Source organism: Candidatus Binatus sp., from assembly GCF_030646925.1.
In the GTDB taxonomy this organism is placed as follows: Bacteria; Desulfobacterota; Binatia; order Binatales; family Binataceae; genus Binatus.
In genome coordinates this window covers 1-21,455 of record NZ_JAUSKL010000109.1, presented here as the reverse complement: position 1 = coordinate 21,455, position 21,455 = coordinate 1, and the positions used below count along the sequence as shown (strand labels likewise).

At 61.1% G+C, this 21,455-nt stretch carries 19 protein-coding genes; 9 read left to right on the top strand and 10 right to left on the bottom strand.

What is annotated here, in order from left to right; all coding sequences use genetic code 11:
• Window positions 1–139: 139 nt before the first annotated feature.
• The 3 genes from Q7S58_RS19085 (at window position 140) to Q7S58_RS19075 (ending at window position 4,863) form a co-directional block, all read left to right on the top strand.
• Window positions 140–3,394, top strand: coding sequence for a choice-of-anchor D domain-containing protein (locus Q7S58_RS19085; RefSeq protein WP_304829770.1), 3,255 nt, complete (start codon window positions 140–142; stop codon window positions 3,392–3,394).
• 59 nt (window positions 3,395–3,453) lie between these two features.
• Window positions 3,454–4,035 carry a sterol desaturase family protein gene (locus Q7S58_RS19080; RefSeq protein WP_304829766.1) on the top strand — a complete coding sequence of 194 codons (582 nt, stop codon included), beginning with the start codon at window positions 3,454–3,456 and terminating at the stop codon, window positions 4,033–4,035.
• 96 nt (window positions 4,036–4,131) lie between these two features.
• Complete coding sequence (locus Q7S58_RS19075; protein WP_304829763.1) at window positions 4,132–4,863, top strand: ABC transporter ATP-binding protein; 732 nt, start codon at window positions 4,132–4,134, stop codon at window positions 4,861–4,863.
• A 29-nt stretch (window positions 4,864–4,892) separates the two neighbouring features.
• Here Q7S58_RS19075 and truB read toward each other — a convergent pair whose 3' ends face one another.
• Window positions 4,893–5,774 (bottom strand): tRNA pseudouridine(55) synthase TruB, encoded by an 882-nt coding sequence (truB, locus tag Q7S58_RS19070; RefSeq protein ID WP_304829760.1) that lies wholly within the window; start codon window positions 5,772–5,774, stop codon window positions 4,893–4,895.
• Window positions 5,775–6,196: 422 nt separating this feature from the next.
• Between truB and Q7S58_RS19065 the strand changes: the two genes are divergently transcribed.
• Both Q7S58_RS19065 and Q7S58_RS19060 read left to right on the top strand, forming a co-directional pair.
• Window positions 6,197–6,862, top strand: a complete 666-nt coding sequence (locus Q7S58_RS19065) for a tRNA (guanosine(46)-N(7))-methyltransferase TrmB (RefSeq protein WP_304829757.1) — start codon at window positions 6,197–6,199, stop codon at window positions 6,860–6,862.
• Window positions 6,863–7,047: 185 nt separating this feature from the next.
• Window positions 7,048–8,619 carry an outer membrane protein assembly factor BamD gene (locus Q7S58_RS19060; RefSeq protein WP_304829754.1) on the top strand — a complete coding sequence of 524 codons (1,572 nt, stop codon included), beginning with the start codon at window positions 7,048–7,050 and terminating at the stop codon, window positions 8,617–8,619.
• 66 nt (window positions 8,620–8,685) lie between these two features.
• Here Q7S58_RS19060 and Q7S58_RS19055 read toward each other — a convergent pair whose 3' ends face one another.
• Window positions 8,686–9,966, bottom strand: a complete 1,281-nt coding sequence (locus tag Q7S58_RS19055) for a M20/M25/M40 family metallo-hydrolase (RefSeq protein WP_304829751.1) — start codon at window positions 9,964–9,966, stop codon at window positions 8,686–8,688.
• 73 nt (window positions 9,967–10,039) lie between these two features.
• On the bottom strand, window positions 10,040–10,171 hold the full coding sequence (locus Q7S58_RS19050; protein ID WP_304829748.1) for a hypothetical protein: 132 nt from the start codon (window positions 10,169–10,171) through the stop codon (window positions 10,040–10,042).
• Between the two features lie 9 nt (window positions 10,172–10,180).
• On the opposite strand from Q7S58_RS19050, the gene Q7S58_RS19045 reads away from it, so the two are divergent.
• From Q7S58_RS19045 to Q7S58_RS19035, 3 genes are read left to right on the top strand one after another with little or no spacing between them, the layout of a single operon-like run.
• Window positions 10,181–10,456, top strand: coding sequence for an AbrB/MazE/SpoVT family DNA-binding domain-containing protein (locus Q7S58_RS19045; RefSeq protein ID WP_304829745.1), 276 nt, complete (start codon window positions 10,181–10,183; stop codon window positions 10,454–10,456).
• The gene (locus tag Q7S58_RS19040; RefSeq protein ID WP_304829742.1) at window positions 10,453–10,878 is read left to right on the top strand and encodes a PIN domain-containing protein; all 426 of its coding nucleotides are present in this window, start codon (window positions 10,453–10,455) and stop codon (window positions 10,876–10,878) included. Before Q7S58_RS19045 ends, Q7S58_RS19040 begins: the two co-directional genes overlap by 4 nt.
• Before the next feature lie 21 nt (window positions 10,879–10,899).
• Window positions 10,900–11,718, top strand: a complete 819-nt coding sequence (locus Q7S58_RS19035) for a hypothetical protein (protein WP_304829739.1) — start codon at window positions 10,900–10,902, stop codon at window positions 11,716–11,718.
• Between the two features lie 309 nt (window positions 11,719–12,027).
• Here the strand turns inward: Q7S58_RS19035 and Q7S58_RS19030 are convergent, their stop codons facing one another.
• The 7 genes from Q7S58_RS19030 to Q7S58_RS19000 all read right to left on the bottom strand — a co-directional run bounded on the left by Q7S58_RS19030 (window position 12,028) and on the right by Q7S58_RS19000 (window position 20,586).
• On the bottom strand, window positions 12,028–12,204 hold the full coding sequence (locus tag Q7S58_RS19030) for a kelch repeat-containing protein (RefSeq protein ID WP_304829736.1): 177 nt from the start codon (window positions 12,202–12,204) through the stop codon (window positions 12,028–12,030).
• Window positions 12,205–12,318: 114 nt separating this feature from the next.
• Window positions 12,319–13,548 (bottom strand): adenylate/guanylate cyclase domain-containing protein, encoded by a 1,230-nt coding sequence (locus Q7S58_RS19025; protein ID WP_304829733.1) that lies wholly within the window; start codon window positions 13,546–13,548, stop codon window positions 12,319–12,321.
• Between the two features lie 45 nt (window positions 13,549–13,593).
• The gene (locus tag Q7S58_RS19020; RefSeq protein WP_304829730.1) at window positions 13,594–14,619 is read right to left on the bottom strand and encodes an NADP-dependent oxidoreductase; all 1,026 of its coding nucleotides are present in this window, start codon (window positions 14,617–14,619) and stop codon (window positions 13,594–13,596) included.
• A 195-nt stretch (window positions 14,620–14,814) separates the two neighbouring features.
• Window positions 14,815–16,626 carry an AI-2E family transporter gene (locus Q7S58_RS19015; protein WP_304829727.1) on the bottom strand — a complete coding sequence of 604 codons (1,812 nt, stop codon included), beginning with the start codon at window positions 16,624–16,626 and terminating at the stop codon, window positions 14,815–14,817.
• Between the two features lie 105 nt (window positions 16,627–16,731).
• A complete protein-coding gene (locus Q7S58_RS19010) occupies window positions 16,732–17,430 on the bottom strand; it encodes an enoyl-CoA hydratase/isomerase family protein (protein ID WP_304829723.1) in 699 nt (232 codons plus the stop codon).
• Window positions 17,431–17,434: 4 nt separating this feature from the next.
• Window positions 17,435–18,811 carry a cytochrome P450 gene (locus Q7S58_RS19005; protein WP_304829720.1) on the bottom strand — a complete coding sequence of 459 codons (1,377 nt, stop codon included), beginning with the start codon at window positions 18,809–18,811 and terminating at the stop codon, window positions 17,435–17,437.
• A gap of 188 nt (window positions 18,812–18,999) precedes the next feature.
• Complete coding sequence (locus tag Q7S58_RS19000; RefSeq protein ID WP_304829717.1) at window positions 19,000–20,586, bottom strand: hypothetical protein; 1,587 nt, start codon at window positions 20,584–20,586, stop codon at window positions 19,000–19,002.
• A gap of 575 nt (window positions 20,587–21,161) precedes the next feature.
• Between Q7S58_RS19000 and Q7S58_RS18995 the strand changes: the two genes are divergently transcribed.
• The coding region (locus Q7S58_RS18995; protein WP_304829714.1) for a 4Fe-4S binding protein at window positions 21,162–21,455 on the top strand (294 nt) is incomplete at its 3' end.

The following is a 21,455-nucleotide window of genomic DNA, read 5'->3' as shown; positions in this document are numbered from 1 at the left end:
GCCGCCGCCGCCGATGCAATCGAGCGGCTGCGTTAGTGAGATACCGTGTGCATTTGGTATATCGAGCACAGTCCAGGTGATAGCTTGCCTGCGTCCCTAAAGTCCGGAGATTCCACTGAACAGGCAAGTCAGATTTCGATTGACCCTGCTGCTTGCGGTAATCGCGATCGCAATAGCTTTCACCGCGTCCGCAGTGGTCAACGACACGACCGCCGATCGCGTACTCGGACAACCTGATTTCACGCATAACGCTCCAAACTATCCTGACGCGATTGGCCTCAACGGGCCTCAGGCGGTAGCGCTAGACACCAGCGTCACGCCGAACCGCGCTTATGTCGCCGATTCCGCTAACAACCGAGTACTTGGCTACAGCGATGTCACGAAGCTCGCCAACGGATCCGCGGCAGATATTGTAATCGGCCAACCCAATTTCTACACACCGAATCCAAATCCGCCCCCTGTCTCTGCATCGACTTTATGGAATCCAACGACATTGGCGGTTGATGGCGCGGGGAACCTGTACATAGTCGACTCGGGTAACCACAGAATGCTCGAGTATGATTCCCCGTTCACGACGGATAGTGTGGCGGATCGAGTTTTCGGGGCTTCCGATTTTGTGACATCTGGCCAGTGTACGGTGACGGAGCTTTGTTTTCCTTTCGGCGTCGCTGTGAACACCGCCGGAAATCTCTACGTTTCGGATCAAGACAATCGCGTTCTCGAATTCGACAATCCTTTAGTCAGTAAGCAGCCGACAAGAGTATTCGGCCAGCCGGACTTTTTCTCCGGCGACCCTAATCATGGAGGATTGAGCGCCTCGAGTATGAGCGGTCCAAGCTACCTCGCTCTGGATTCCTCGGGAGATCTTTTTGTGGCCGACACTGGCAACAACCGGGTGCTGGAATTCGATTCGCCTCTCACGAGCGCGGTGGCCGATCGGGTATTCGGCCAGAATGGGACCTTCACAACAAACGGATGTGCCGGGCCAGATGTCGGTAGCACGTGCGCGCCCGCGGGCGTTGCGGTCGATTCGAGCGGAAATCTCTGGGTATCAAATCAGAACCGCGTCATGGAGTTCGAAGCACCATTCGGCGCGAATACTTTGGCGAGCTTTGTGCTCGGACAGGGCGGCAGCTTTACTAATACAACCTGTAACGCGGGAGGAATTTCAGCTGGCAGCCTGTGCACACCGTCAGGCATAGCTTTTGACGGCAATGACGATCCGTACGTCGTGGACTCTACCAACAATCGGGTTCTTGCTTACACTGCACCCGCCACAAATGGCGCGGACGCGGACCTTGTACTAGGTCAGGCGGATTTTACCCACGACACGACAGACAATTTCAACGGGCAGAAATTGTATTCATCTCAAGGCATCGCGCTGGACATGAGCATCACACCCAATCGACTTTACATAGCAGACTCGATAAACAACCGAGTTCTCGGCTACAGCGACGCTTCAGCGTTCGCAAATGGGACCGCGGCAGATTTGGTGTTGGGACAACCGGATTTGCTGAGCAATGCGTCGGGTAGTGGACTATCAAATCTTAATCATCCCACCGTTGTAGGTGTGGATCCCGCCGGCAACGTCTATGTCGGGGACTCCGGGAACCAACGACTGCTGCGCTTCGACTCGCCCTATACGACTGATCGAGTGGCTGACTGGGTGTTCCGCGACAGCACGTTTCCCGGCATGCAACAACAAAGCGGTATCGCTTTTGACCCTGCAGGAAATCTCTGGTTTACGAACGCGAATACTAGCCTCGTTTTTGAGTTCAACGCTCCGGTTACAAAGACTGCCCCAGATTTAAAGTTTGGGGTATACGGCGCCGCTGGCGTGGCGGTCGACATGTTTGGCAATCTGTATGTTTCGAGTCCACAAACAAACGTTTTCGAGTTTGACGATCCGCTTCATACCGGCGTTGTGCCGGACCGCGTCTATGGCACCTTCGCAACCAACTGCAGCCCGGCCAGTCAAACGACCTTATGCGGCCCGAGTGGTCTGGCGACCGATAAATTCGGACGGCTTTTCATTACGGATAGACGTAACAACCGCGTACTGGAACTCGATGCTCCGCTGTCGAGCCGACAGCCAACGACTGTTTTTGGACAATCTGACTTCTTCAAACAGGGTTGCAATAGGGGCGGCGTTGCCCCTTCCGCGGACAGCTTATGCCTCCCCTTTTCCGTAGCACTCGACTCTCAGGGCAACGTCCACATTGCGGATTCCCGTAACAATCGCGTGCTTAAGTATGACGAAAGCTCGCCGAGCGGGGTCAGGTTATCTCCATCCTCAAAGAACTTCGGCAGTATCGCGCTGGGTTCGACAGCGAAGCAGTCGTTTGTAATTAAGAATTTCCAGGCGGTGCCGCTAAACATTTCGAATATCTCGGTCAGCGGCGGCGACTACTCGCAAACCAACACTTGCGGAAGCCAGATAGCCCCGCTTGCAGGTTGCTCGATTGACGTGACCTTCACGCCGACGGTGGGTGGCGTCAGGACCGGGACTCTCTCCGTTACCGACGATGCGTCCGGCAGCCCTCAAACGGCTTCGCTCACGGGAACCGGCGTGCCAGCGATCGGGGTTTCACCAACCAGCCTCAGCTTCGGCAACCAGCAGGTAGGAACATTGAGCGCACCGCAGAATGTGACGGTAACCAGTAACTCCACCGCCACGATCACTATCTCCGGTATTTCGACCACTTCCGACTATACTCAAACCAGTACCTGTGGTGCCTCGTTGAGCCCGGGTGCAAACTGTGTGGTTCAGGTCAGATTCTCACCTTCTGGCACGGGCAGTATTCCCGGGACACTATCAATCAGTTTCGCTGCGCCGGGCAGTCCAGCGACCGTGAGTCTCTCTGGTAAGGGAGTAACTGCGACGCCGACGCCGACTTCGAGTCGAACGCCGACCCGCACCGCAACCCGAACCGCTACGGCTACCAGGACGCCATCGCGAACCCCGACTCAGACCAGAACGGCAACCAGGACAGCATCGCGAACAGCAACTAGAACCGCTACCAGGACGCCGACTCGAACGCCCTCTCCCACCGCGACGCCGACTCCTATAGGTCCGCTAAGTGCATCGCCATCAGTGCTTAAGTTCAAGACGAAAGTAGGAGCGACCAGCAAGATCAAGTTCGTCAAAATCAAAAATCCGAAAAGCAACTCCGGCGATGCTTCCATCTTCAGCTTCGCTACGGAAAAGAACTCCGAGTTCAAGGTCAATGGCAGCTCGACTACCTGCAGGAAGGCGTTGCCCAAAGGCAAGACTTGCAAGATCGGCGTTACCTTCACGCCCGCTTCCATCGGCACGCAGACCGACACGCTCGATATCATCAACAATGCGAGCAACTCGCCGCAGCACGTTACGCTGACCGGAGTCGGAAAATAGCGAACGTCGCGGCGCGTCGATGGGCTCGGGCCGCCGTCCAGTGCAAGCGAGCGGCTGCGTTGCGCGCGGCGATTCCAGCACCTACGATCATGATTGCGATGATGATCGATTGCGTCATTTTTGCGGCCGGGATTCTCGCGTGGACGATGCTCGAGTACGTCATCCACGGCGTGATGGGCCATGCGCATCGGACGTTCGTCACGCCGATGCATCAGGTGCATCATCGCGATCCGCGCGCGGTGTTTGCGCTGGGCGCGTGGATTCCAACGCTCGCAGTGCTGCTGGGTGGGCTCTATCTGTTCGGTGCGACGCGCGGAATGATTTTCCTGGGAGGAATCGCCGCGGGCTTTGCGTGCTACGAATTGATCCACTACCGGATTCATTTCTCGAAACCGATCGGCAGTGTCGAGAGTCGGCTGAGGGCGCGCCATCTGGCGCATCACTTTCACAAGCCCGGCCAGATTTTCGGCGTGACGACGCCGCTTTGGGACTATGTGGTCGGCAGCGAGCCGGCACCCGCCGAGATGCGAGCGCTCAGCGAGGCCGGCGCGCGGATTGCGCCGCTCGACGGACCGAGCAATTTCGGGCGGATGATTAGTGCGGCGCGCGCTTCCATCCGCGGCCGAATCACTGCATCCTGATTAGTCGTCACAGGTTGAATCGCACATCAATTCGATGCATTCGCGCTTCGCGCCGCCGCGAAGTGATTGCTCAAGAAGAGTGAAAGGGAGGTCGCGATGGACGCCAAGTATGCAATCGATCTCGAGCACGTAGTTCGTATTTACAAGCGCGACGAGTTCGAAGTGCGCGCGCTCGACGATGTTACGATCCAGATTCCGGCCGGCCGCTTCGTCGCGATCATGGGTCCGTCCGGCTCCGGCAAGACCACGATGCTCAACCTGATCGCGGGTATCGACCACGCCACCACCGGCCGGGTTGCGGTCGGCGGCGAGGAAATCACCGGCATGAAGGAGCGCGACCTCGCCGGCTGGCGCGCGCGCCATATCGGGCTGGTGTTCCAGTTCTACAACCTGATTCCGGTGCTGACCGCGTTCGAGAACGTCGAGTTGCCGCTGCTGCTGACGAATCTCAGCAAGGCGGATCGGCGCTCGCATGTCGAGACGGCGCTCCGCGTGGTCGGATTGTCGGACCGGATGGATCACTATCCGCGCCAGCTATCCGGCGGACAGGAACAACGGGTGGCGATCGCGCGCGCGATCGTCGCCGATCCGACGATTATCGTCGCCGACGAACCGACCGGCGATCTCGATGCGAAATCGGCGGAGGAAATCTTAAGCCTGCTGGTGGACCTGAATCGGCAGTTCAGCAAGACGATCGTGATGGTCACGCACGATCCGCGCGCCGAGCGCTACGTCGATACGGTCTATCGCCTCGACAAGGGCCTGCTGGTCGGCACCGAGCCGGGCAAGCGCGCTGAGCCGGCCGCGGCTGCGGCGACCAGCGCCTGACGCGCGCGGCTTCGGGCAGCGGAGCGCGGTCAATCCGAGGCGTTGAAGATACGCTCGATCGTCGCAGTCGCGCGCGAGGTCGCTTTCGCGACCGCGATCAAATCGCCGTCGCGCGAGATCACTTTGAATCGCGGCGCGAACGCCGAATTCAGCGAATCGAGCGCGCTCGAATCGCCATTGCGGAGCCGATTTTCGATGACTTCATCGACGCTGACTTCCGGTATCGCCGGAAGAGCGTCGCGCAGGCTGATCGCGCGAATCGAGGCGTCATCGGAATCCATCGCGGCGAGCACGTCAGGCAACGGCGACGCGTCGTCAATCGAGAATGAACCGTTGCGCGTGCGCCGCAACTCCTCCAGATGCGCAACCGTGCCGAGCGCGAGCCCGATATCGCGCGCCAGCGAGCGCGCGTAGGTGCCGGGCGAGCATCGCGCGACGAATCGAATCGCGTCGGCTCCTTCAAGCGTCAGTTCGAGCCGCTTGATCTCGACCCGCCGTTTTTCCGGCGGCTCGACCGCGTCGCCGCGCCGCGCCATCCGATAGAGCGGCACCCCGGCGCGCTTGATTGCCGAGAATATCGGCGGTACCTGCTCGATCGGTCCGCGGAACTGTGCCGCGACGTCGTCGAGCAGCTCGATCGATATCTGCGGCACTGCCAGGGTGCGGACGACCTCGCCGTCACGATCGAGCGTGTCGGTCTCGACGCCGAGCCGGATTAACCCGGCGTATGTTTTGTCGCCACCATCGATAAACGGCGCGAGCTTGGTCGCTTCGCCGATCATGATTGGCAAGAGTCCGGTGGCGAACGGATCGAGTGTGCCGAGATGGCCCACGCGCGCCGGCTTGACGCGCGCCTTGACGCGGCGGACGACTTCGGCGGACGAAATCCCGGCCGGCTTATCGATGAGCATAATCGCATCCATGGGGATTTTTGAATCTTACACGAGATAGGCGTCCAAAGATGCGATCATGACAGCCTTACGTTCGGTTCGACGGCCCGAACCGCCGAAGGATCACCGTCACTTCTTACTCGATGCGCCTGCGGCGGAGTGAATATCCGGCAGAAGCCAGCCTCGCCACTTTGTCACCCTGAGCCGCAGCCTGAGCGGAGGCGAACGGGTCCCGGATCTTCTGCTGTGATGAGCGATCCCGCACCCTCACCTGCCTCGTCGCGTTCCGCGACCTCGGCGCCCTCTCCCGTAAAATAACGGGCGAGGTATAAGGAGGTATAAGACGGAAGCCGTCCGCGCAGCATGACGGAAAGTTTAGCCTCCGCTCGGGGAGTGGAATGGAGCGGCCTCGTCCCGGATGTGCGCGCTTATGGCGGAGTATCGTGGGGGCGGCTATCGTCGGCGGAGCGATGGCGCGGTTAAGAAAAGGCGCGCGCATCTGGGGACATCCCCAGGCGCGCGAGATCGGCGAACGGATGATGCTCCAGTCCGACCCCAACCTCTTCGCGATCGATCCGCCCGCGATTTTCGGCCGCCGCGCGCCGATCGAAATCGAGATCGGCGCCGGCAAGGGCGAATTCATCATCGAGCGCGCCGCCGAGTTTCCAGAGCGCGATTTTATCGCGGTCGAACTGTCGGGCACGATCGCGCGAGTGCTGGCCGTGCGATGCGGCCGCGCGGGGATCGACAATCTGCGCGTCGCGCGGATGGACGCGCGCACGCTGGTCAACCTGATGCTCGAGACCTCGAGCGTGAGCGCGTTCCACATTTATTTTCCTGATCCGTGGCCGAAGGAGCGCCACGTGAAGCATCGGCTGTTCACGCCGACGCTGGCGGCGAACATTTATCGAACGCTCGAGCCCGGCGCGATTGCGTATGTGGCGACCGACGTGCGCGATTATGCGTCCGAGATTTTCCCGCTGATGGACGCGGCGGGATTGATCCGGGCCGCGGAAGCGGCGCCCGGCGCGGAGCGGACGGGCTTCGCGCGCAAGTATGTCGCGGCCGGCAAGCCGATTTTTGCCGCATCATTTCGGAAACCGCGTTGAGCGATTTTCATCCTAGATTATCCTAGATGTGCGCCACTCAACCCGAATTGGGCGACAAGCAGCAGGAAAGAACTCGCGAGAGCGCGGTTTTTCAATGTCCCGGCCATCGATTCTCCACAGCGGCGCATCCGCGGCTTGCATTGCATTGCCCGACATCGTTGTCTAACCTTTCCCACGTCATTCAAATGAAGCGCGCTTTGTTGATATTGGTGGCTTTTTCTCTGCTGCTCGTGGCCGCGTGCAGTCTCCGCAAGAAACCGACCGGCGAGGACTATTACGCGCAGGGCCAGATGATGTTCGCCGAGAAGGAATACAAATCGGCGATCGAGAATTACCAGAAGCTGATCGACGAATACCCCTTCAGCCCGTATGCCGAGGATGCCGAGATGAGGATCGGGCTCGCGCACTACGAGGAAAAAGAATACGCGGAGGCGATCGGCTCGCTCGACGACTTCCAGCGCATGCATCCCACCAGCAAGAACCTCGAGCTGGTCACCTACTACATCGGGATGAGCTACTACGATCAGATGGGCCGCGAGGACCAGGATCAGACCAAGACCCAGCAGGCGCTGAAGCGGTTCCATGAATTGGAGCAGCGTTTTCCCGAGGGCAGTTTCGCCGAGCTTGCCCACGAGCATATCGTCGTATGCCGCGAGATGCTGGCGCGGAACTACCTGGTCGTCGGCAATTACTATTACAAGCGCGCCAACTTCCGCGCGGCGGAATCGCGCTTTGCCGAGTTGATGCAAAAATATCCGGACAGTCCGGTCGCGCCCGACGCGCTCTACGAACTCGGCATCTCGCTCAAGAAAGAGGGCAAGAAATACTCGGCGGCACAAGCGTTCGCGGCGCTCGACAAGCATTTTCCCGATAGCAACTACGCGAAGAAGGGGCGCGCCGAACTCGCCAAGCTGCATCAGCCGGTCGATACGGAAGAAGACCCGCTGCCGCTGGTGCTGGCAGAGACAGGTTACCCCGGTGACGGAACCGTGACGCCGGACAAGGTCGTGGTGCGGCAGCGCGACGAGGGCGGCCGGATGAGGGATGGAGCGGCATCGTCGTCGTCCTATGGCGCCGACGGATTGCCGAACCTCGGTTCGGCGGCAGCGCCCGCTCCCAAGGCGGCCAAATCCGGCGCGGCGACGGATATCGCATCGGCGGCGCAGGCGCAGGTCGGAGCGATGACTGCGGCGCCGGCGCCGGCGACAAGTGTCGCGGCGAACGCGCAAGCGCAGGCGGCTGCGATGTTTGGCGCGGCTGCTCCCGCGGCGTCCGGGGCTCCCGTGATGGCGTCTGCTGCCGCGCCGGAGGCATCCGCTCCTTCATTGCATGAGATGCAGCCAGCGGACGCGCCCAAGCGCGCCGATCCTCCGCTATCGGTATCGCAATCGCCGGCGACCGGTCCCGCGACGCTGAAGACGATTCGATTGTCGGCGAACGACCCGCCGCTGACGGTCGTGCTGGATTTGACTGGTCCGGTGCAATTCGAAAAGCATCTCGATAGCAGTTCGAGCGGCTCGACGGCAACGGTTGTGCTGAAGGACGTCACGCCCGATGCGAGCCTGCAGACGCATCTGGTGTTCGACAAATCGATCTTCAAGGATTGCGACGTTTCGAGCAGTTCGTCGGCGACGACGATCACGCTGAACATGTCGCCAGTCGAGCACTTCGCGGTAATCCCGCTCGAGCAGCCGTCGCGATTGCTGATGACATTTACGCCGCTCGCGGCGGGCGAAAAGACCAGCTCCGCCCGCTAATTTTTTCAGGCCGACGCTCCGTTGTCGCGCCGCGAGGCGAGCGGGTTATACCGAACCCGCCCCCAATCAATTAAATACTTCGTCGAATTTGATCCCGAGAAATTCGAGCACCACTTCGGCGTAAACCCTTAGTCCCCAGTGGAAGCCGGCGATCGGCAGCCGCTCGTCATTGCCGTGATAGAGCGAGCCGAACGGCATGTGCGGCTCGAGCTTCACCGGCGAAAATCCATAACACGCCGCACCGAGCTTCGAGTAAAACTTGTTGTCGGTCGCGCCGGGGATCATCCAGGCGATCGCGCGCGCGCCGGGGTCGGCGGCCTCGACGCGGCGCTGAATCAACTTGAACAGCGGCGTGTCGGGACTGGTTTCCGCTGGCGGCGCGGTCTTGAGCAGTTCGAAACTGGGCTCGGGCCCGACGATCTCGCGCAGTTCGGCCATGAAGCTCTCGGGATCTTCGCCGGGCAGCGTGCGGCCGTCGAGCACGATCGTCGCTTCGCCGGGAATCACGTTGTCCTTGTAGCCCGCGCGCAGAATCGTCGGCGAGACCGTGTTCGCGAGCATCGGCTGGAACAGCGTGCCCGCCGATTCGAGCGGGATGCCTATCTCGTCGAGCATCTGGCGCATGAAGGGCGAGACCTTTTTGCGCATCGGGGTGCGCACGATTTTCGTGATCAGCTCCGAGATGCGCGCGATCGCGGTATCCTGCCGCGGCATCGAGCCGTGCCCCGGCGGCGCCGTGACCTTCATCTTGATCGTGACGAAGCCCTTTTCCGCCACCTGGATCGGATAGAAGCGCCGGCTGCCGAGATGGACCGTGAAGCCGCCCACTTCGTTGAGCACGTAGTCGGCGCGCACCAACTCGGGATGCCGCTCGACGAGGAACTTCGCGCCGAGATCGGAGCCGGCCTCCTCGTCGGCGACCGCCGCCATGATCACGCCGCGATCGGGAGTGACGCCCGCGCGCTTCATCGCGGTCATCACCGCGAGGTCCATCGCGCACTTCGACTTCATGTCGATCGAGCCGCGGCCCCAGACACAGCCGTCGAAAATCTCGCCGCTGAACGGCTCGCGCGTCCATCCTGAGCGCTCGACCGGCACCACGTCGGTATGCGACGAGAGCAGCAGCGCGCCCTTCGACGCGTCCCTGCCGGCGATTCGCGCGACCAGGTTGGCGCGAGTAGGCCCGCCTTCACGAATCACGGAACTGATCTGATTCGCGCCCAGCGCCTCGGCGAGGTAATCGGCGGCGATTCGCTCGTTACCCGGCGGATTGGTGGTATCGAGCCTGATCAAATCCTGCAGGCGTTGAAGCGCTTCGGACTGGAGCGTCTGCCACGAGACCTTCATCGATCACCCCTTTCGCGTCGAAAAACTGATGGCTTTATAAAGCTACATTCTGTCATGGCACCAATCCAGTCGTTTAGACATCGATTATCATGGCAAGGCCGACGCGAATAAAGACTTCCGCGCCAAGCAAGCGAGTCCAGGTATTGTCGAAAAGAATCAGCACGATTTCTCCGATGGTATTTGCTAATGCCAAATTCCAGTCCATAATGGCGGCATGATCGCCAAACTGAAGATGGATAAACTAGGCAGAATTGTGCTTCCGAAGCCGCTGCGTGACAAACTGCAGCTCGCCGCGGGCGACCAATTGGAACTGGAGAGCCTGAACGACTGCATTACTCTGCGGCCCTTACGCGGCACAGCAGAGCTCCGAAAAAAGCGCGGGGTCTGGGTCTTCCACTGCGGCGAACCGCTGTCGGCCTCGACTGTTCGGGAAACACTCGAACAGGTGCGAAGCGAACGCAATGATCGAAACCTCCGGCCAGGCCGGTGAGGGCGTTCTTCGACACCTCAGTGCTGATTCCGGTCTTTCTCGAGGATCATGAGCATCATGAGCGCAGTCTGAACGCGTTTGTCGAAGCCGACAAGAAACGGGATTGCTGCGCCGCTCATAGTCTGGCCGAAGTGTACGCGACGATGACCCGTCTGCCCGGGCGGCATCGTTTGAGTGGCGAGCAGGTGCTGCTCTTCCTGGAAAACATTCGAGAGCGCCTGAAGCTCATCTCGCTCACGGGCGACGAATACCACGCTGCGATCAAGGAGGCCGGCGCCGCGGGGGTAATTGGCGGCACAATCTATGACGCACTGATTGCCCAGTGCGCCCTGAAGGCGGGAGCAGAGGCGGTCTATACCTGGAATACCAGGCACTTCGAACAATTCGGCCCCGCGATCGTCGAGCGCCTACGGATGCTCTGAAGCGGGCCGAGGACCACCGGGATGAAAATCGAATATATCGAGCGGATGTTGGTTGCGGTACGCGACCTTGAGGCGTCGCGCGAGAATTGGCGGCGGGCAGGATTCGGCGTCGCGCCGGGGACGTTCGAGGGCGGCAGACTGAGTATCGCGCGGCTCGCGGCGGGCGCAATCGAAATCGATCTGTGCGCGGCGGCGGACTCAAACAGCCGCGGACCGTTGAACGATCATTTGCGCGAGGCGGCGGAACGCGGCGGCGGAATTATCGGATGGATCTGGGGCGCCAGCGATCGCGGAGAATCGGCGTCGATACGCGGCAATGCGATCGCGTTGCCGGGATGGTCGGAAGCGACCGTCGATGCCGAATTGCTGGCGTCGTCGCTGCCCGGGGTGATCACCGGCGCTACCGGCGCGCGGCTCGGCCTCGAATCGCGAGCGCAACGTCTCAGAGCGATCTGCGGCGCCAATCAGAATACCGTCGAGTATCTCGAGCATCTCGTCGTAATGACGCCGGTGCTCGAAGACGCAATCGCTGCGAATGAGGCCGTCGGAGTGCCCTGCAAGCGTATCCGCGAGGCCGGCCACGGCGTGCGGCAGGCGTTCTTCAAGCTGGAGCAGACAGTGATCGAGGTGGTGGCGCCGACGCGGAATCGCCCCGGATGCTGGGGCGTTGCGCTGATGTGCGCCGACATCGCGCGCGCGGTCGCGGTCGCGCGCGACAACGGCCTCGAGGCGACGTCGCCGAAGCAGGCAATCCAGGGCGGGCAGATTGCACGGATTGTCGCGCCGCTCGACGGTGTGGCGATTGCCTACATGCAGGCGGGTCCGCGCATCGACGACTGAGGTCCGGCGCCCTGCTCTATTCGTGGCGACTGTAATCGAATCGAACCGGTTAGGACGCGCCGACTGATTCATCGCGGGGCCAATAACGGTGAAATCCAACCGGGTCAGCGCAGCCGCGCTCTAACCGTCAATTTCAACGCCTTGCTAATGCGGCCGGACGGAAGCGGGCGGCAACTGGACGGCGACCGCGTCAAGCCGTCTCCAATTCATCTCAGGACCCGGCGCAAAGGTGTTGGTCGCCGGATCGTAGAGCTCCGTCGAAGACAGCTTGAGGAAGATGCCTCCGCCATTTTTGTCCACGTCCTCATTCTAGCCGCCGGCGATCAGAATCTTGCCCGCATTTTTTCCCGACAGAATTACCGTCGCGGTATGTCCGAAGCGGCGGGTGTTCATTGCCGGGCCGGGCGCAATGGTGTTGGTGTCGGGATCGTAGAGCTCGGTCGAAGCCAGATCGCCACCGTCGGCGCTCATACCGCCGGCGAACAAGATCTTCCCTCCGTTCTGCCCCGAGGCTCCCTGCTCTCCTTCCAAGTGTCGCCGCCACGCAACATAACGAAACAGTCCGGCGGCTTGATATCGTGGCCCACCTGAGTCAGCTGACTATTTTTCCAAGGTCGCAAACGCGCGTGCGCGATCGATCGTCGGGGCGAATACCTCCTGCGCTTCGGTAACGCCGCGCAGATTGTGCAGGCCAAGGCTCTCGAGATGCTCCGCCGGCGAGCATGCCGCAAAACTGGCCGAGGTGACGACCGCGCGACCGAGCTCGTAGCCGAGTTTTTCGAGCCGCGCCGCGTGATTCACCGCGGGCCCGATCACGGTGAAATCGAGCCGCGTGCGCGATCCGATATTGCCGTAGGTTACTTCGCCCAGATGAAGCGCGAGGCCGTAGTGAATTTCCGCCTCGCCCGCGGCGCGGCGTTCGAGATTCAGCTTCGCGATTCGCTCGGCGGCCGAATGCGCGGCACGGAGCGCGGCGCTGCATCGATCGGCGGGGTCCTCGGTCGCACCCAGCTCGAAGATCGCAAGCATCGCATCGCCCATGAATTTCAGCGCCTCGCCGCCCTCCTCGGTCACGACGTTCACCATCGTTTCGAAGTAATCGTTGAGCAGCGCGAGCAGGCGCTCGCGCGGCATCGAATCGGCGAGCGTGGTGAAGCCGCGCAAATCGCAAAACCAGATGACGGCGCGAATCGCGTCGCCGCTGCCGCGCGTGATCGCGCCGCGAAGAACGCGCTCGCCGGTGCGATGGCCGACGTAGGTATCCATCAGATGGCGCGCGATTCGGCGCGTCGCCTGCAACTCGACGATAATCGCGAGCGCGTTTGCGACGTTGGCGAGTCCCGCCATTTCCGCTTCGGTGAAACCGCCCGGATGGTCGGTAAGCCAGGTGATCGCGTTGACGTCGCCGCTCGAACAGAGCATCGGCATCGCAACGTAATCGGTGCCGGCCTGCTGCCTGAATTCTTCGAGCACCGGGTAATCGATCGGACAGGCCGGGTCGCACAACTTGCGGCGGATCGCGATACCGGTGCGCTGGACTTCGGCGATCGGGCTGGTCGAAAACGCGGGATCGCGTTCGAAGGCGTGGGTGGCCGTCATGCGTTTGGCGCCCGGTTCGTCGCGCCGCCAGATATAAGCGGTCGCCGCGATCTGCGGATGCAGCGTCGCGACGGAGCACAACGCGCGCCACAGCGGGATTCCCGCCGCCGCGATCCGCCGGCACATCTCGTCGCCGAACTCGCGCATCCGCGTCACGTGGCGGCCGTCGCGCATCATCCATTCGACGACGCGCGCCGCGCCTTCGTGATACAGATTCGCTTCGCCGCTCATCGTGGAAGATTCCGCCGCCGCGATTCTATCCGGTCACCATCGCGCTCAGGCCGGGTCGGCGAGCTTCAGCAGTTGCTTGCCGAAGTTCGCTCCGGTGAACAGGCGGATGATCGTCTTGGGCGCGTTCTCGAGTCCGTTCGCCAAATCGATCTTGTTCTTCAGCTTGCCTTCCGCGTACCACTTCGACATCTCGGCGATTGCTTGCGGAAAATGCTGCGCGAAGTGGAATACCAGGAATCCTTCCATCCGCGCGCCGTGGAAAATCAGGTTGAAATAGTTTTTCGGCGGATGCGCCGCGACGCCCTGCGCCTCGTTGTATTGCGAGATCGCGCCGCACAGCACCACCCGCGCGCGATCGGCCAGCCGCGCGAGGCAATGGTCGAGAATCTCGCCGCCGACGTTGTCGAAGTACACGTCGATTCCCTTCGGGCAATGCTTCGAGAGCGCCGCGCCGACCGGCTCGTTCTTGTAATCGATTGCGCCGTCGAAGCCGGCCTCCTTCGTGAGCCACGCGCACTTCTCGGGTCCGCCCGCGATTCCGATCACGCGGCATCCCTTGATTTTCGCGATCATGCCCGCCACCGAACCAGTCGCGCCTGCCGCCCCCGACACGACGAAGGTGTCGCCCGCCTTGACCTGGCCGACGTCGATCGTGCCGACCCATGCGGTCAACCCCGTGGTGCCGAGCAGCGAGAGCGCGAGCAGCGGATCGGTGCCGGCGGGCAGCTTCTGCAGGCCCATCAGACCGCCGCCGGCGCTAATCGTGTAGTCCTCCCAGCCGAAGAGACCTTGCACGAGGTCGCCCTTCGCGAAGCCCGATTTTTTCGACTCGACCACCTGCCCCACTGCGCCGGCTTTCATCGTTTCGCCGAGCGGAATCGCGGGCATGTAGGTATCCATCGACATCCATCCGCGCTGGGTTGGGTCGAACGAAAACGCAAGATTGCGAAGCAGCACTTCGCCGTCCTTGAGCGCCGGCGTGGTCGCTTCGTTCCAGCGGAAATCGCTTTCCTTGATCAATCCTTGCGGGCGTGAAGCCAGCAGCCACTGGCGATTTTTCAATTCTGCCATCGATGGGTTCCTCGATTTGGGGATCTACTCGTGTTTCGCATGTATCCGATACGCACGCCGCAGACAAGCAAGGATTTTCGTTCGCTGGTGATCTCCATCGCCCCTTACTAACAGCGCGTAGCGCGCATCCTTAATGGGACGGGAAGCCCGAAACCCGTAAGGGGCTTCGGAAAATTTCTTTCTGGCTCTGGCGCGCTAGCCGAGTTGGCGCTGCGGCGGCAGCTCCGCGATCGCGACCCGGCGGCGGCGCTGAAACGCGAGCCGCCTGATTGCGCGGCGCGCCTCGTTGCGGCTGGCGTACACCTGCGAGCATCCCGCCTTCAGCAGCGCCGCAGGATCGGTCAGAGCCGCGCGTCCGCCCGCGATTATAGTCAGATGCGGCGAATCGGCTCGCATCGCCTTGACCAGCTCAACCGCGGCGGGCATGCAATCATTGATCGTGCACGAGAGGCATACCACTTCGGGCGCGAACCGCTTCACGAAATCGCGGACTTCGTCCGCGGTCTTGTTCTCGCCGACGAAGCTCGCAGCGGCGCCATCGATTCGGAGCAACTCCAACAGGATATGAAGTCCCATCGAGTGCGACTCACTGGGCGCGCATATGCCGAGCATCCTGACCCGGCCGCGCATGCGCGGCTTAGCGTAGCGATTACCCAGCTCCACGATCAGCTCGCGGGTGGTATCGACGATAAACTGCTGGTTCGCCTCGCTGATATGATCCTGCTCGCGTTCCTCGCCCATCATGATGAGCGCGGGCGCGATAACGTCGTCGAACATCGGCTCGAGCCCGTGCTCATCGCAGTAACGAATCGCGATCGAGTGCGCGCTGCTCTGATCCAGCTCGAGCAGGCTCCGGTAGTAGTCGTGGTAGTCCTCGAGGGTGCTGTCGGCGCCGAGCAGAATCGAGAGGAAGCCGAGCTGCGGGATATAGTCGCCCGCCACTTTCAGGCACGCCGTCAAGGGCGTTGCGAGCAACAGCCCGGTCGGCCCCCAGAGCCACGTCCAGTACATCACGGATATCAGCAGCGCGACCGGCGATACGCCGATTCCGCGGCCGATCAGGACAGGCTCGATCAACCATGCGGCGCACTGATCGATGATCAGGAACGAGCCCAGCACTTCGAGCGATTTGCCCCAGCCGGGGAAGACCGCGAAGGCGACGATCGTCGGCAAAATCGCGGACGTCATCGCGCCGATATACGGAATGAATCGGAGCACGAAGGCGAGCGCGCCCCAGAACGCCGGATTGGGCAAGCCGAGCATCCAGACGACCAGTCCGGCCGCGATACCGAAGCTCAGATTGATCATTGAGAAGAGCAGCAGGTAGCGGCCGACCGCCTCGCCGGCTGCTTCGATCGCCTGCGACGCGACCGCGATTCGCGCGCGGGTCGCGAGCCGCACGATTCGATCGCGCAATTCGTAGCGGCCATAGAGCAGAAAAAACAGCAGGACGGTCACCAGCACCATCTCCGCAATCGCCGACAGCAGCGGAATGATCGGCTTCAGCGCGGCGGTAACCGGCGCGGGGGTTGCCTGCGCGACGATCACCGGCGGCTTGCGCGCCTTGGGCGCCGGACTCGATCGTTCGACCTGGCGCTGAACTTCCTCGATCGACTGCTCGATTCGCTGCACCCACGGCGGGGTGATCGATTGAAGGCCGGACAGCTTGTTCGCGATATTGGTCGGGTAGCCGGCGACCTCGACCGCCACCGCGCTGAGTTCGATCGTCATGAAATAACCGAGTGCGCCGACCACGCCGACTGCGGCGATCACGACCATCGCAGCGCCGGCGAGGCGGCCGACAAAGCGCTCGAGGCGGGTCGCAATCGGACTGAAGATCACCGCCAGCACCACGGCCACGGCGATCGGCAGCAGGATTTCGCGCGCAAAATACAGGACCGCGGTCGCCACGATTACCGTTACCCACGTGCGCGTGGGCCGCGCGGAATCGTCGGAATCGTCGCGGTCGTGTGCGGTCGGGTTCGGACGGATGGTTGCTTCTGGCATTGATTTCAAGGGCGCTCAAAAGGCTGCAAGTACCCTAAAACCATCATCCGTTACTTTTCCGATTCGGAGCAAACACCGCCCGGAATCGGATAGCTACTTGATTATTCAGAACTGGCGTGGGCCGAAGAATACGGCATTGATACCGCGCTTCGAGGCGGCCACCGCGTCAGGCGATTTCGCCGCCATCGTGAGCGCGAGTTCGCGCGCCGCGGGCATCAGTTCGTCCGGCTTGACGACACGATTGATAACTCCCATCGCAAACAGTTCGCTTGCCGAATAATGCCGGCACATCAGGATCGCTTCCTTCGCGCGCCACGGACCGAGCCGCGCGGAAAGCACGTTGGCCGGAGCGCCGCGAAACGGCACGTTCAGATCGACTTCGGGCACCCAGAACTCGGCCGCTTCGACCGCGATCGCAAAATCGAACGCCAGCGCAAACGACCATCCGCCGCCGACCGCGTAGCCATTGATCGCGCCGATCGTGATTTGATCGAGATTTGCGAGCACATCGAATGCGCGCCCAATCAGGCGCGGCCATCGCCGCCCAAACTCGCCCATCCGACGGCGTTGGTCGGCCGCGCCGGCGTCGCTCTTGAACATCGCGGAGTCAGCGCCCGCGCAAAACGCGCTCCCGGCGCCAGTCACGATCAGTACGCGGCAATCGCGGTCGTCGCGCACGGCGTGTAGATGCCGTTCGAACTCGAGGATTATCCCGGCGTCGAGGCAGTTGCGCCGCTCGGGCCGGTTGAAGGTGATCGTCGTGATCGAGGCGTCCTTCTCGACGATAAAATTCGGCGCCGCCATAGATTCAGTTGCCTAACCGGCTCGCGATAACCGGCAGCCCCTCGCTCGGCGCGAACGCGATACTGCGGCGGAGCGGGCGCGCGACGTATCCGGGCACCGGCTTCAAATTCACCTTGGATAAAATGTCGGCGATCACGACTTTCATCTGGTAGCTGGCGAATGCCGCACCGAGGCATCGCCGGGTGCCGCCGCCAAACGGCAGGAACGCGTACGGGCTCGGGCGCGCGTCGATGAAGCGATCGGGATTGAACTGATCCGGATTCGGCCACAGCTCCGGCCGCCGATGAACCAGGTAGATGCACGGCGCGATCATGACGCCGGCCGGCAAATCGCGTCCCGCGATTTTCATCGGCGCCTTGAGCGCGCGTCCGAAGTTCGGAATCACCGGATCGAGGCGCATCGTTTCGTTGATGACGGCCTCGAGATACTTGAGCGAACCGACGTGTTGCGAACTAATCGGCGCGCCGTCGAGCACGCTCAAGACTTCGGCGCGCGCGCGTTCCATCACGTCGGGCCGCGTGACGAGGCGATTGATGATCCACGCCATCGTGGCGGCAGTGGTTTCGTGCCCGGCGAGCATCAGCGTGAGCATCTCATCGCGCAGCACGCGATCGCTCATCGGTTCGCCATTTTCGTCGCGCGCCTCGAGCAGCATCGAGAGGATATCCTCGCGGCCGTTCACTCCTTCGGCGCGGCGATACTTGAACTCGGCATAGAGAATCGCGTCCACTTGCCGCTGCAAGCGGACAGCCTTGCCCCACGGACTCCACGGGCCGAGATCGACGCGCATCGCAGACATGGCGAAGAGCGTGCCCGCGCGCCCGGTGTAAATCTCGAACAGGCGCGTGACCAAATCGCGCAACTCGGAACCGCGCCCGCCCTCGTCTATACCGAACACGGTGCGCATGATCACGTCGAAGGTGATACTCCGCATCCACGGATGAATCGCGAACGGCTTGTCGATCGGGAACTTGGCGATCGCCTTGTCCGCCGCCGAGCACATCGTGTCGGCATAGGAGCGCATCCGCTCGCCGTGAAAAGCGGGCAGCAACAATCGCCGCTCGTGCAGATGCGCCGCGCCGTCGAGGAACAGCGACGACTTCTCGCCCATGAACGCGCCGAGCGGACGGTTGGCCTCGCCGGCGTGCAGCAGCTCGGGATCGCCAAGGAAGACCTCGCGCACCGCCGCCGGATCGCTGGTGAAGATGAACGGCGATACGCCCGGCACGCGGACCGTGAACCATTCGCCGTAGCGGCGGGAGCAGTTGTCGAGGAAGCGAAAGGGGTTGCGAACGAAGTCGAACGTAGCGATAAAGCCGGGGCCCGGCGGCAGTTCGCTTCGGGATGATAGCGAGGCGGTAGCTTCGGCGGCTGACGGCATGGCCGAGTGATACTACCGAGCGCGCATCGAGACAATCTCCGCCTCGGCCAAGATCCGCGCTTTGCGCGCGCCTCGGGTCAGATCGCCGGCGGGCAAAATGTGGCGCGAGCATCGATAGGCGCCCAGCGAAATAGAAAAAGGGCCGCTCTTTCGAGCGGCCCTTCCTTTCGAGCTGACTCTAGTATCGGTTAGTTGCCGACTCTGACGCCTCTGCTGCCCCAACTTGCTGATGGAGCGTCCTCATTGAGAATCCAGAAGATGCCGTTACCTCCGGCAAACTGCCAATCAAGCGACACTGTCGAATAGTCACCCCATCGCTGCATGCCAAACCTGGAATCGAAGCTTCCGGTCAGGCACGCGGGACTGGTGAATGCAGGGGTCGCCCGCACACTAATCGTATTGAGAGCAGTGGTCGACACCCTGCCACCAAACATGACCATCAGCTTCAAGCCGTGGTCTGGATCGGTCGCGCTCCAGTTCACAATAACACTCGAATTCACGCCGGAAATGGAGGGGTTAAAGTCGAATGAGGTGGAAGACTTGAAGAACTGCGCACTCTGCACCAGCGCATTGGTGCCGGCGTTAACCTGGTAGAACTTGGGTTTCGCAAATCCGCCAACCGAACGGGTATGTACGTTCCAGACGTTATTGCCGACTTGGAAACTCGCGTTCTGAAACCGTCCGTCGAGAGTGTCCAGACGATCCGCCGCGACATTGCACGGAGACGGCTGCGTGGCTGGTGGCGGCGGCGTCGTATAGCTCGCTACCGTGATGCTGATTGGCCCGGTGAAGTTGTTCGGGCGCCGGCTGCTGCTGCTCATCGTGTACTTGTGAAGAGCAGTTTTCCCTGACCCTACGGGAGCTGCAAGGAAGTAGTCATTCGGGTTCTGGTCAAAATTCTGAAGGATCGGGGGAGCTAGGGTGCCGGAAGCTGCCGAAGCAAAAAAGATGCTGAAGCTGAAGCCAAGACCATTGTAAATCCTCTGCTTGGCGATCGAATGCACCATGTTGGCGAAAAAGCTAGAGGGAGTGAACATGTTCGCGGTGAGTAGAATCGCATCCTGATCCATGCCGAGTTGCGGATAGTCATAGAACAGACCCGACGGATTGGTGCTGATGAAGACCGGGTACACAAAGAAGGAGCCAGAACCGACCACCCCGGTTTTTACAGCCGCATACGGGGTCTTCGACACCGCCAAATAGTACGATGGCTTGGCGCCGTTCGTTAGGCCGCTGAAATCATCGATCGTGATGATCCAACGATTGGCTGTCTGATCGTAGATGACTCGCGAGTCGCCAAGGGTATCCACACTGCCAGTGAAGGCGTTTTGCGAAGTCGTCCGCAGAAGTGCCGGCGTGCCGCTGCTCACCTTACTGAAGACGTCGATCGAGGAGTTGGTCGTCTCGACCAGTTCTGCCAATCCGGCAGCCATGTGCGTATCCGGCGGCACGAAACTCTTGCCATTTTCACCCTGCACGGAGCCGGCAAAATTGACTCCCTTGGTCACCGGAACGTACGCTCCGCTTGGTCCCGAGGAACCCGGACCCTTCGAACCAACAGGCTCGGCGCTCCAAGCTTTCAGCGATTTGTATTCGCTAAGCGGTATCGTCGGTGCATTGATAATTGCGCCATCTACAACGCTTGAACTCGCTGTAAGTCCCGAATCGCGCGCCATGTCCTCGGCCGTTCGTAATGCGGCGGGCCCGGCAGAGACAGTTCCGCTGGACGGAATCGCGGGCCCGTTGACGTCGATCGCCGCCACTTCACGGGGCATCAGAGCCGATTGAGCAACTACGATCGCAAACGCGAGCGCAAGCGTGGCTGACGACGCGAGTATTATACCGCGGCCTATTCGCCAAAAATCTGTTCGTCTTCTTCCTGTCATCTTCATAAGTTCCTCCGAACCTCCCAGATAGCGCGGGAGCCCCACAAGCATCTACCGAAGAGGCGCTGTTGCGCGATCAAAATTGAAAAGAGACTCAACTCCCGCTCTGAGTCTCATCAGACTAAGCTTGGCCGTTCGCACGAGTAAAGGATTTGGCAGAGATATGTTAATAATTCCAACGAGTCATAAAGCTTGTTAAAAGTCTTTAACCTTGCAATTTGTCTTGCAACCATGTTCCTGCTCCCTAAGGTTCCGTGCGGCACGTTAAATCTACACACCAGAACCGCCCTGATGATGCAAAATTGACCGAGGCGGACCCACTCGGAGTTCATCCCGGAGCCTGGCGTCGAGGCCATTGTGCGCGAGAATCTTTAGGTAGATGATTCAACGCGTGCAACGGAACCAGAAAATCCCGGTAACAGCACGGGAATCAAACGGGCAAGCGCGCCGGCTGGTGTAGATTCTTGCGTTACGGTTTCGTCATTGACCAGGATCTTTGTATCGGATGCCACGCCTGCACGGTCGCCTGCAAGGAAGAGCAGAACGTTCCGTTGGGTGTTTTCCGCACCTGGGTCAAATACATCGAGAAAGGTGAATTTCCCGACGTTAACCGGCATTTCGGCGTGATGCGCTGCAACCATTGCGACGACGCGCCGTGCGTCGAGATTTGTCCGACCCGCTCGCTCTATACTCGCGCCGACGGAATTGTGGATTTCGATCCGAATCTATGTATCGGATGCAAATCTTGCATGCAGGCG

What these genes read in the sequence shown, in the direction of transcription:
- Q7S58_RS19015 (WP_304829727.1), bottom strand. Translation starts at nt 16,626, where the DNA reads ATGCCAGAAGCAACCATCCGTCCGAACCCGACCGCACACGACCGCGAC.
- Q7S58_RS19010 (WP_304829723.1), bottom strand. Translation starts at nt 17,430, where the DNA reads ATGGCGGCGCCGAATTTTATCGTCGAGAAGGACGCCTCGATCACGACG.
- Q7S58_RS19045 (WP_304829745.1), top strand. Translation starts at nt 10,181, where the DNA reads ATGATCGCCAAACTGAAGATGGATAAACTAGGCAGAATTGTGCTTCCG.
- Q7S58_RS19050 (WP_304829748.1), bottom strand. Translation starts at nt 10,171, where the DNA reads ATGGACTGGAATTTGGCATTAGCAAATACCATCGGAGAAATCGTGCTG.
- Q7S58_RS19035 (WP_304829739.1), top strand. Translation starts at nt 10,900, where the DNA reads ATGAAAATCGAATATATCGAGCGGATGTTGGTTGCGGTACGCGACCTT.
- Q7S58_RS19060 (WP_304829754.1), top strand. Translation starts at nt 7,048, where the DNA reads ATGAAGCGCGCTTTGTTGATATTGGTGGCTTTTTCTCTGCTGCTCGTG.
- Q7S58_RS19055 (WP_304829751.1), bottom strand. Translation starts at nt 9,966, where the DNA reads ATGAAGGTCTCGTGGCAGACGCTCCAGTCCGAAGCGCTTCAACGCCTG.
- Q7S58_RS19025 (WP_304829733.1), bottom strand. Translation starts at nt 13,548, where the DNA reads ATGAGCGGCGAAGCGAATCTGTATCACGAAGGCGCGGCGCGCGTCGTC.
- Q7S58_RS19005 (WP_304829720.1), bottom strand. Translation starts at nt 18,811, where the DNA reads ATGCCGTCAGCCGCCGAAGCTACCGCCTCGCTATCATCCCGAAGCGAA.
- Q7S58_RS19075 (WP_304829763.1), top strand. Translation starts at nt 4,132, where the DNA reads ATGGACGCCAAGTATGCAATCGATCTCGAGCACGTAGTTCGTATTTAC.
- Q7S58_RS19020 (WP_304829730.1), bottom strand. Translation starts at nt 14,619, where the DNA reads ATGGCAGAATTGAAAAATCGCCAGTGGCTGCTGGCTTCACGCCCGCAA.
- Q7S58_RS19000 (WP_304829717.1), bottom strand. Translation starts at nt 20,586, where the DNA reads ATGCCCCGTGAAGTGGCGGCGATCGACGTCAACGGGCCCGCGATTCCG.
- truB (WP_304829760.1), bottom strand. Translation starts at nt 5,774, where the DNA reads ATGCTCATCGATAAGCCGGCCGGGATTTCGTCCGCCGAAGTCGTCCGC.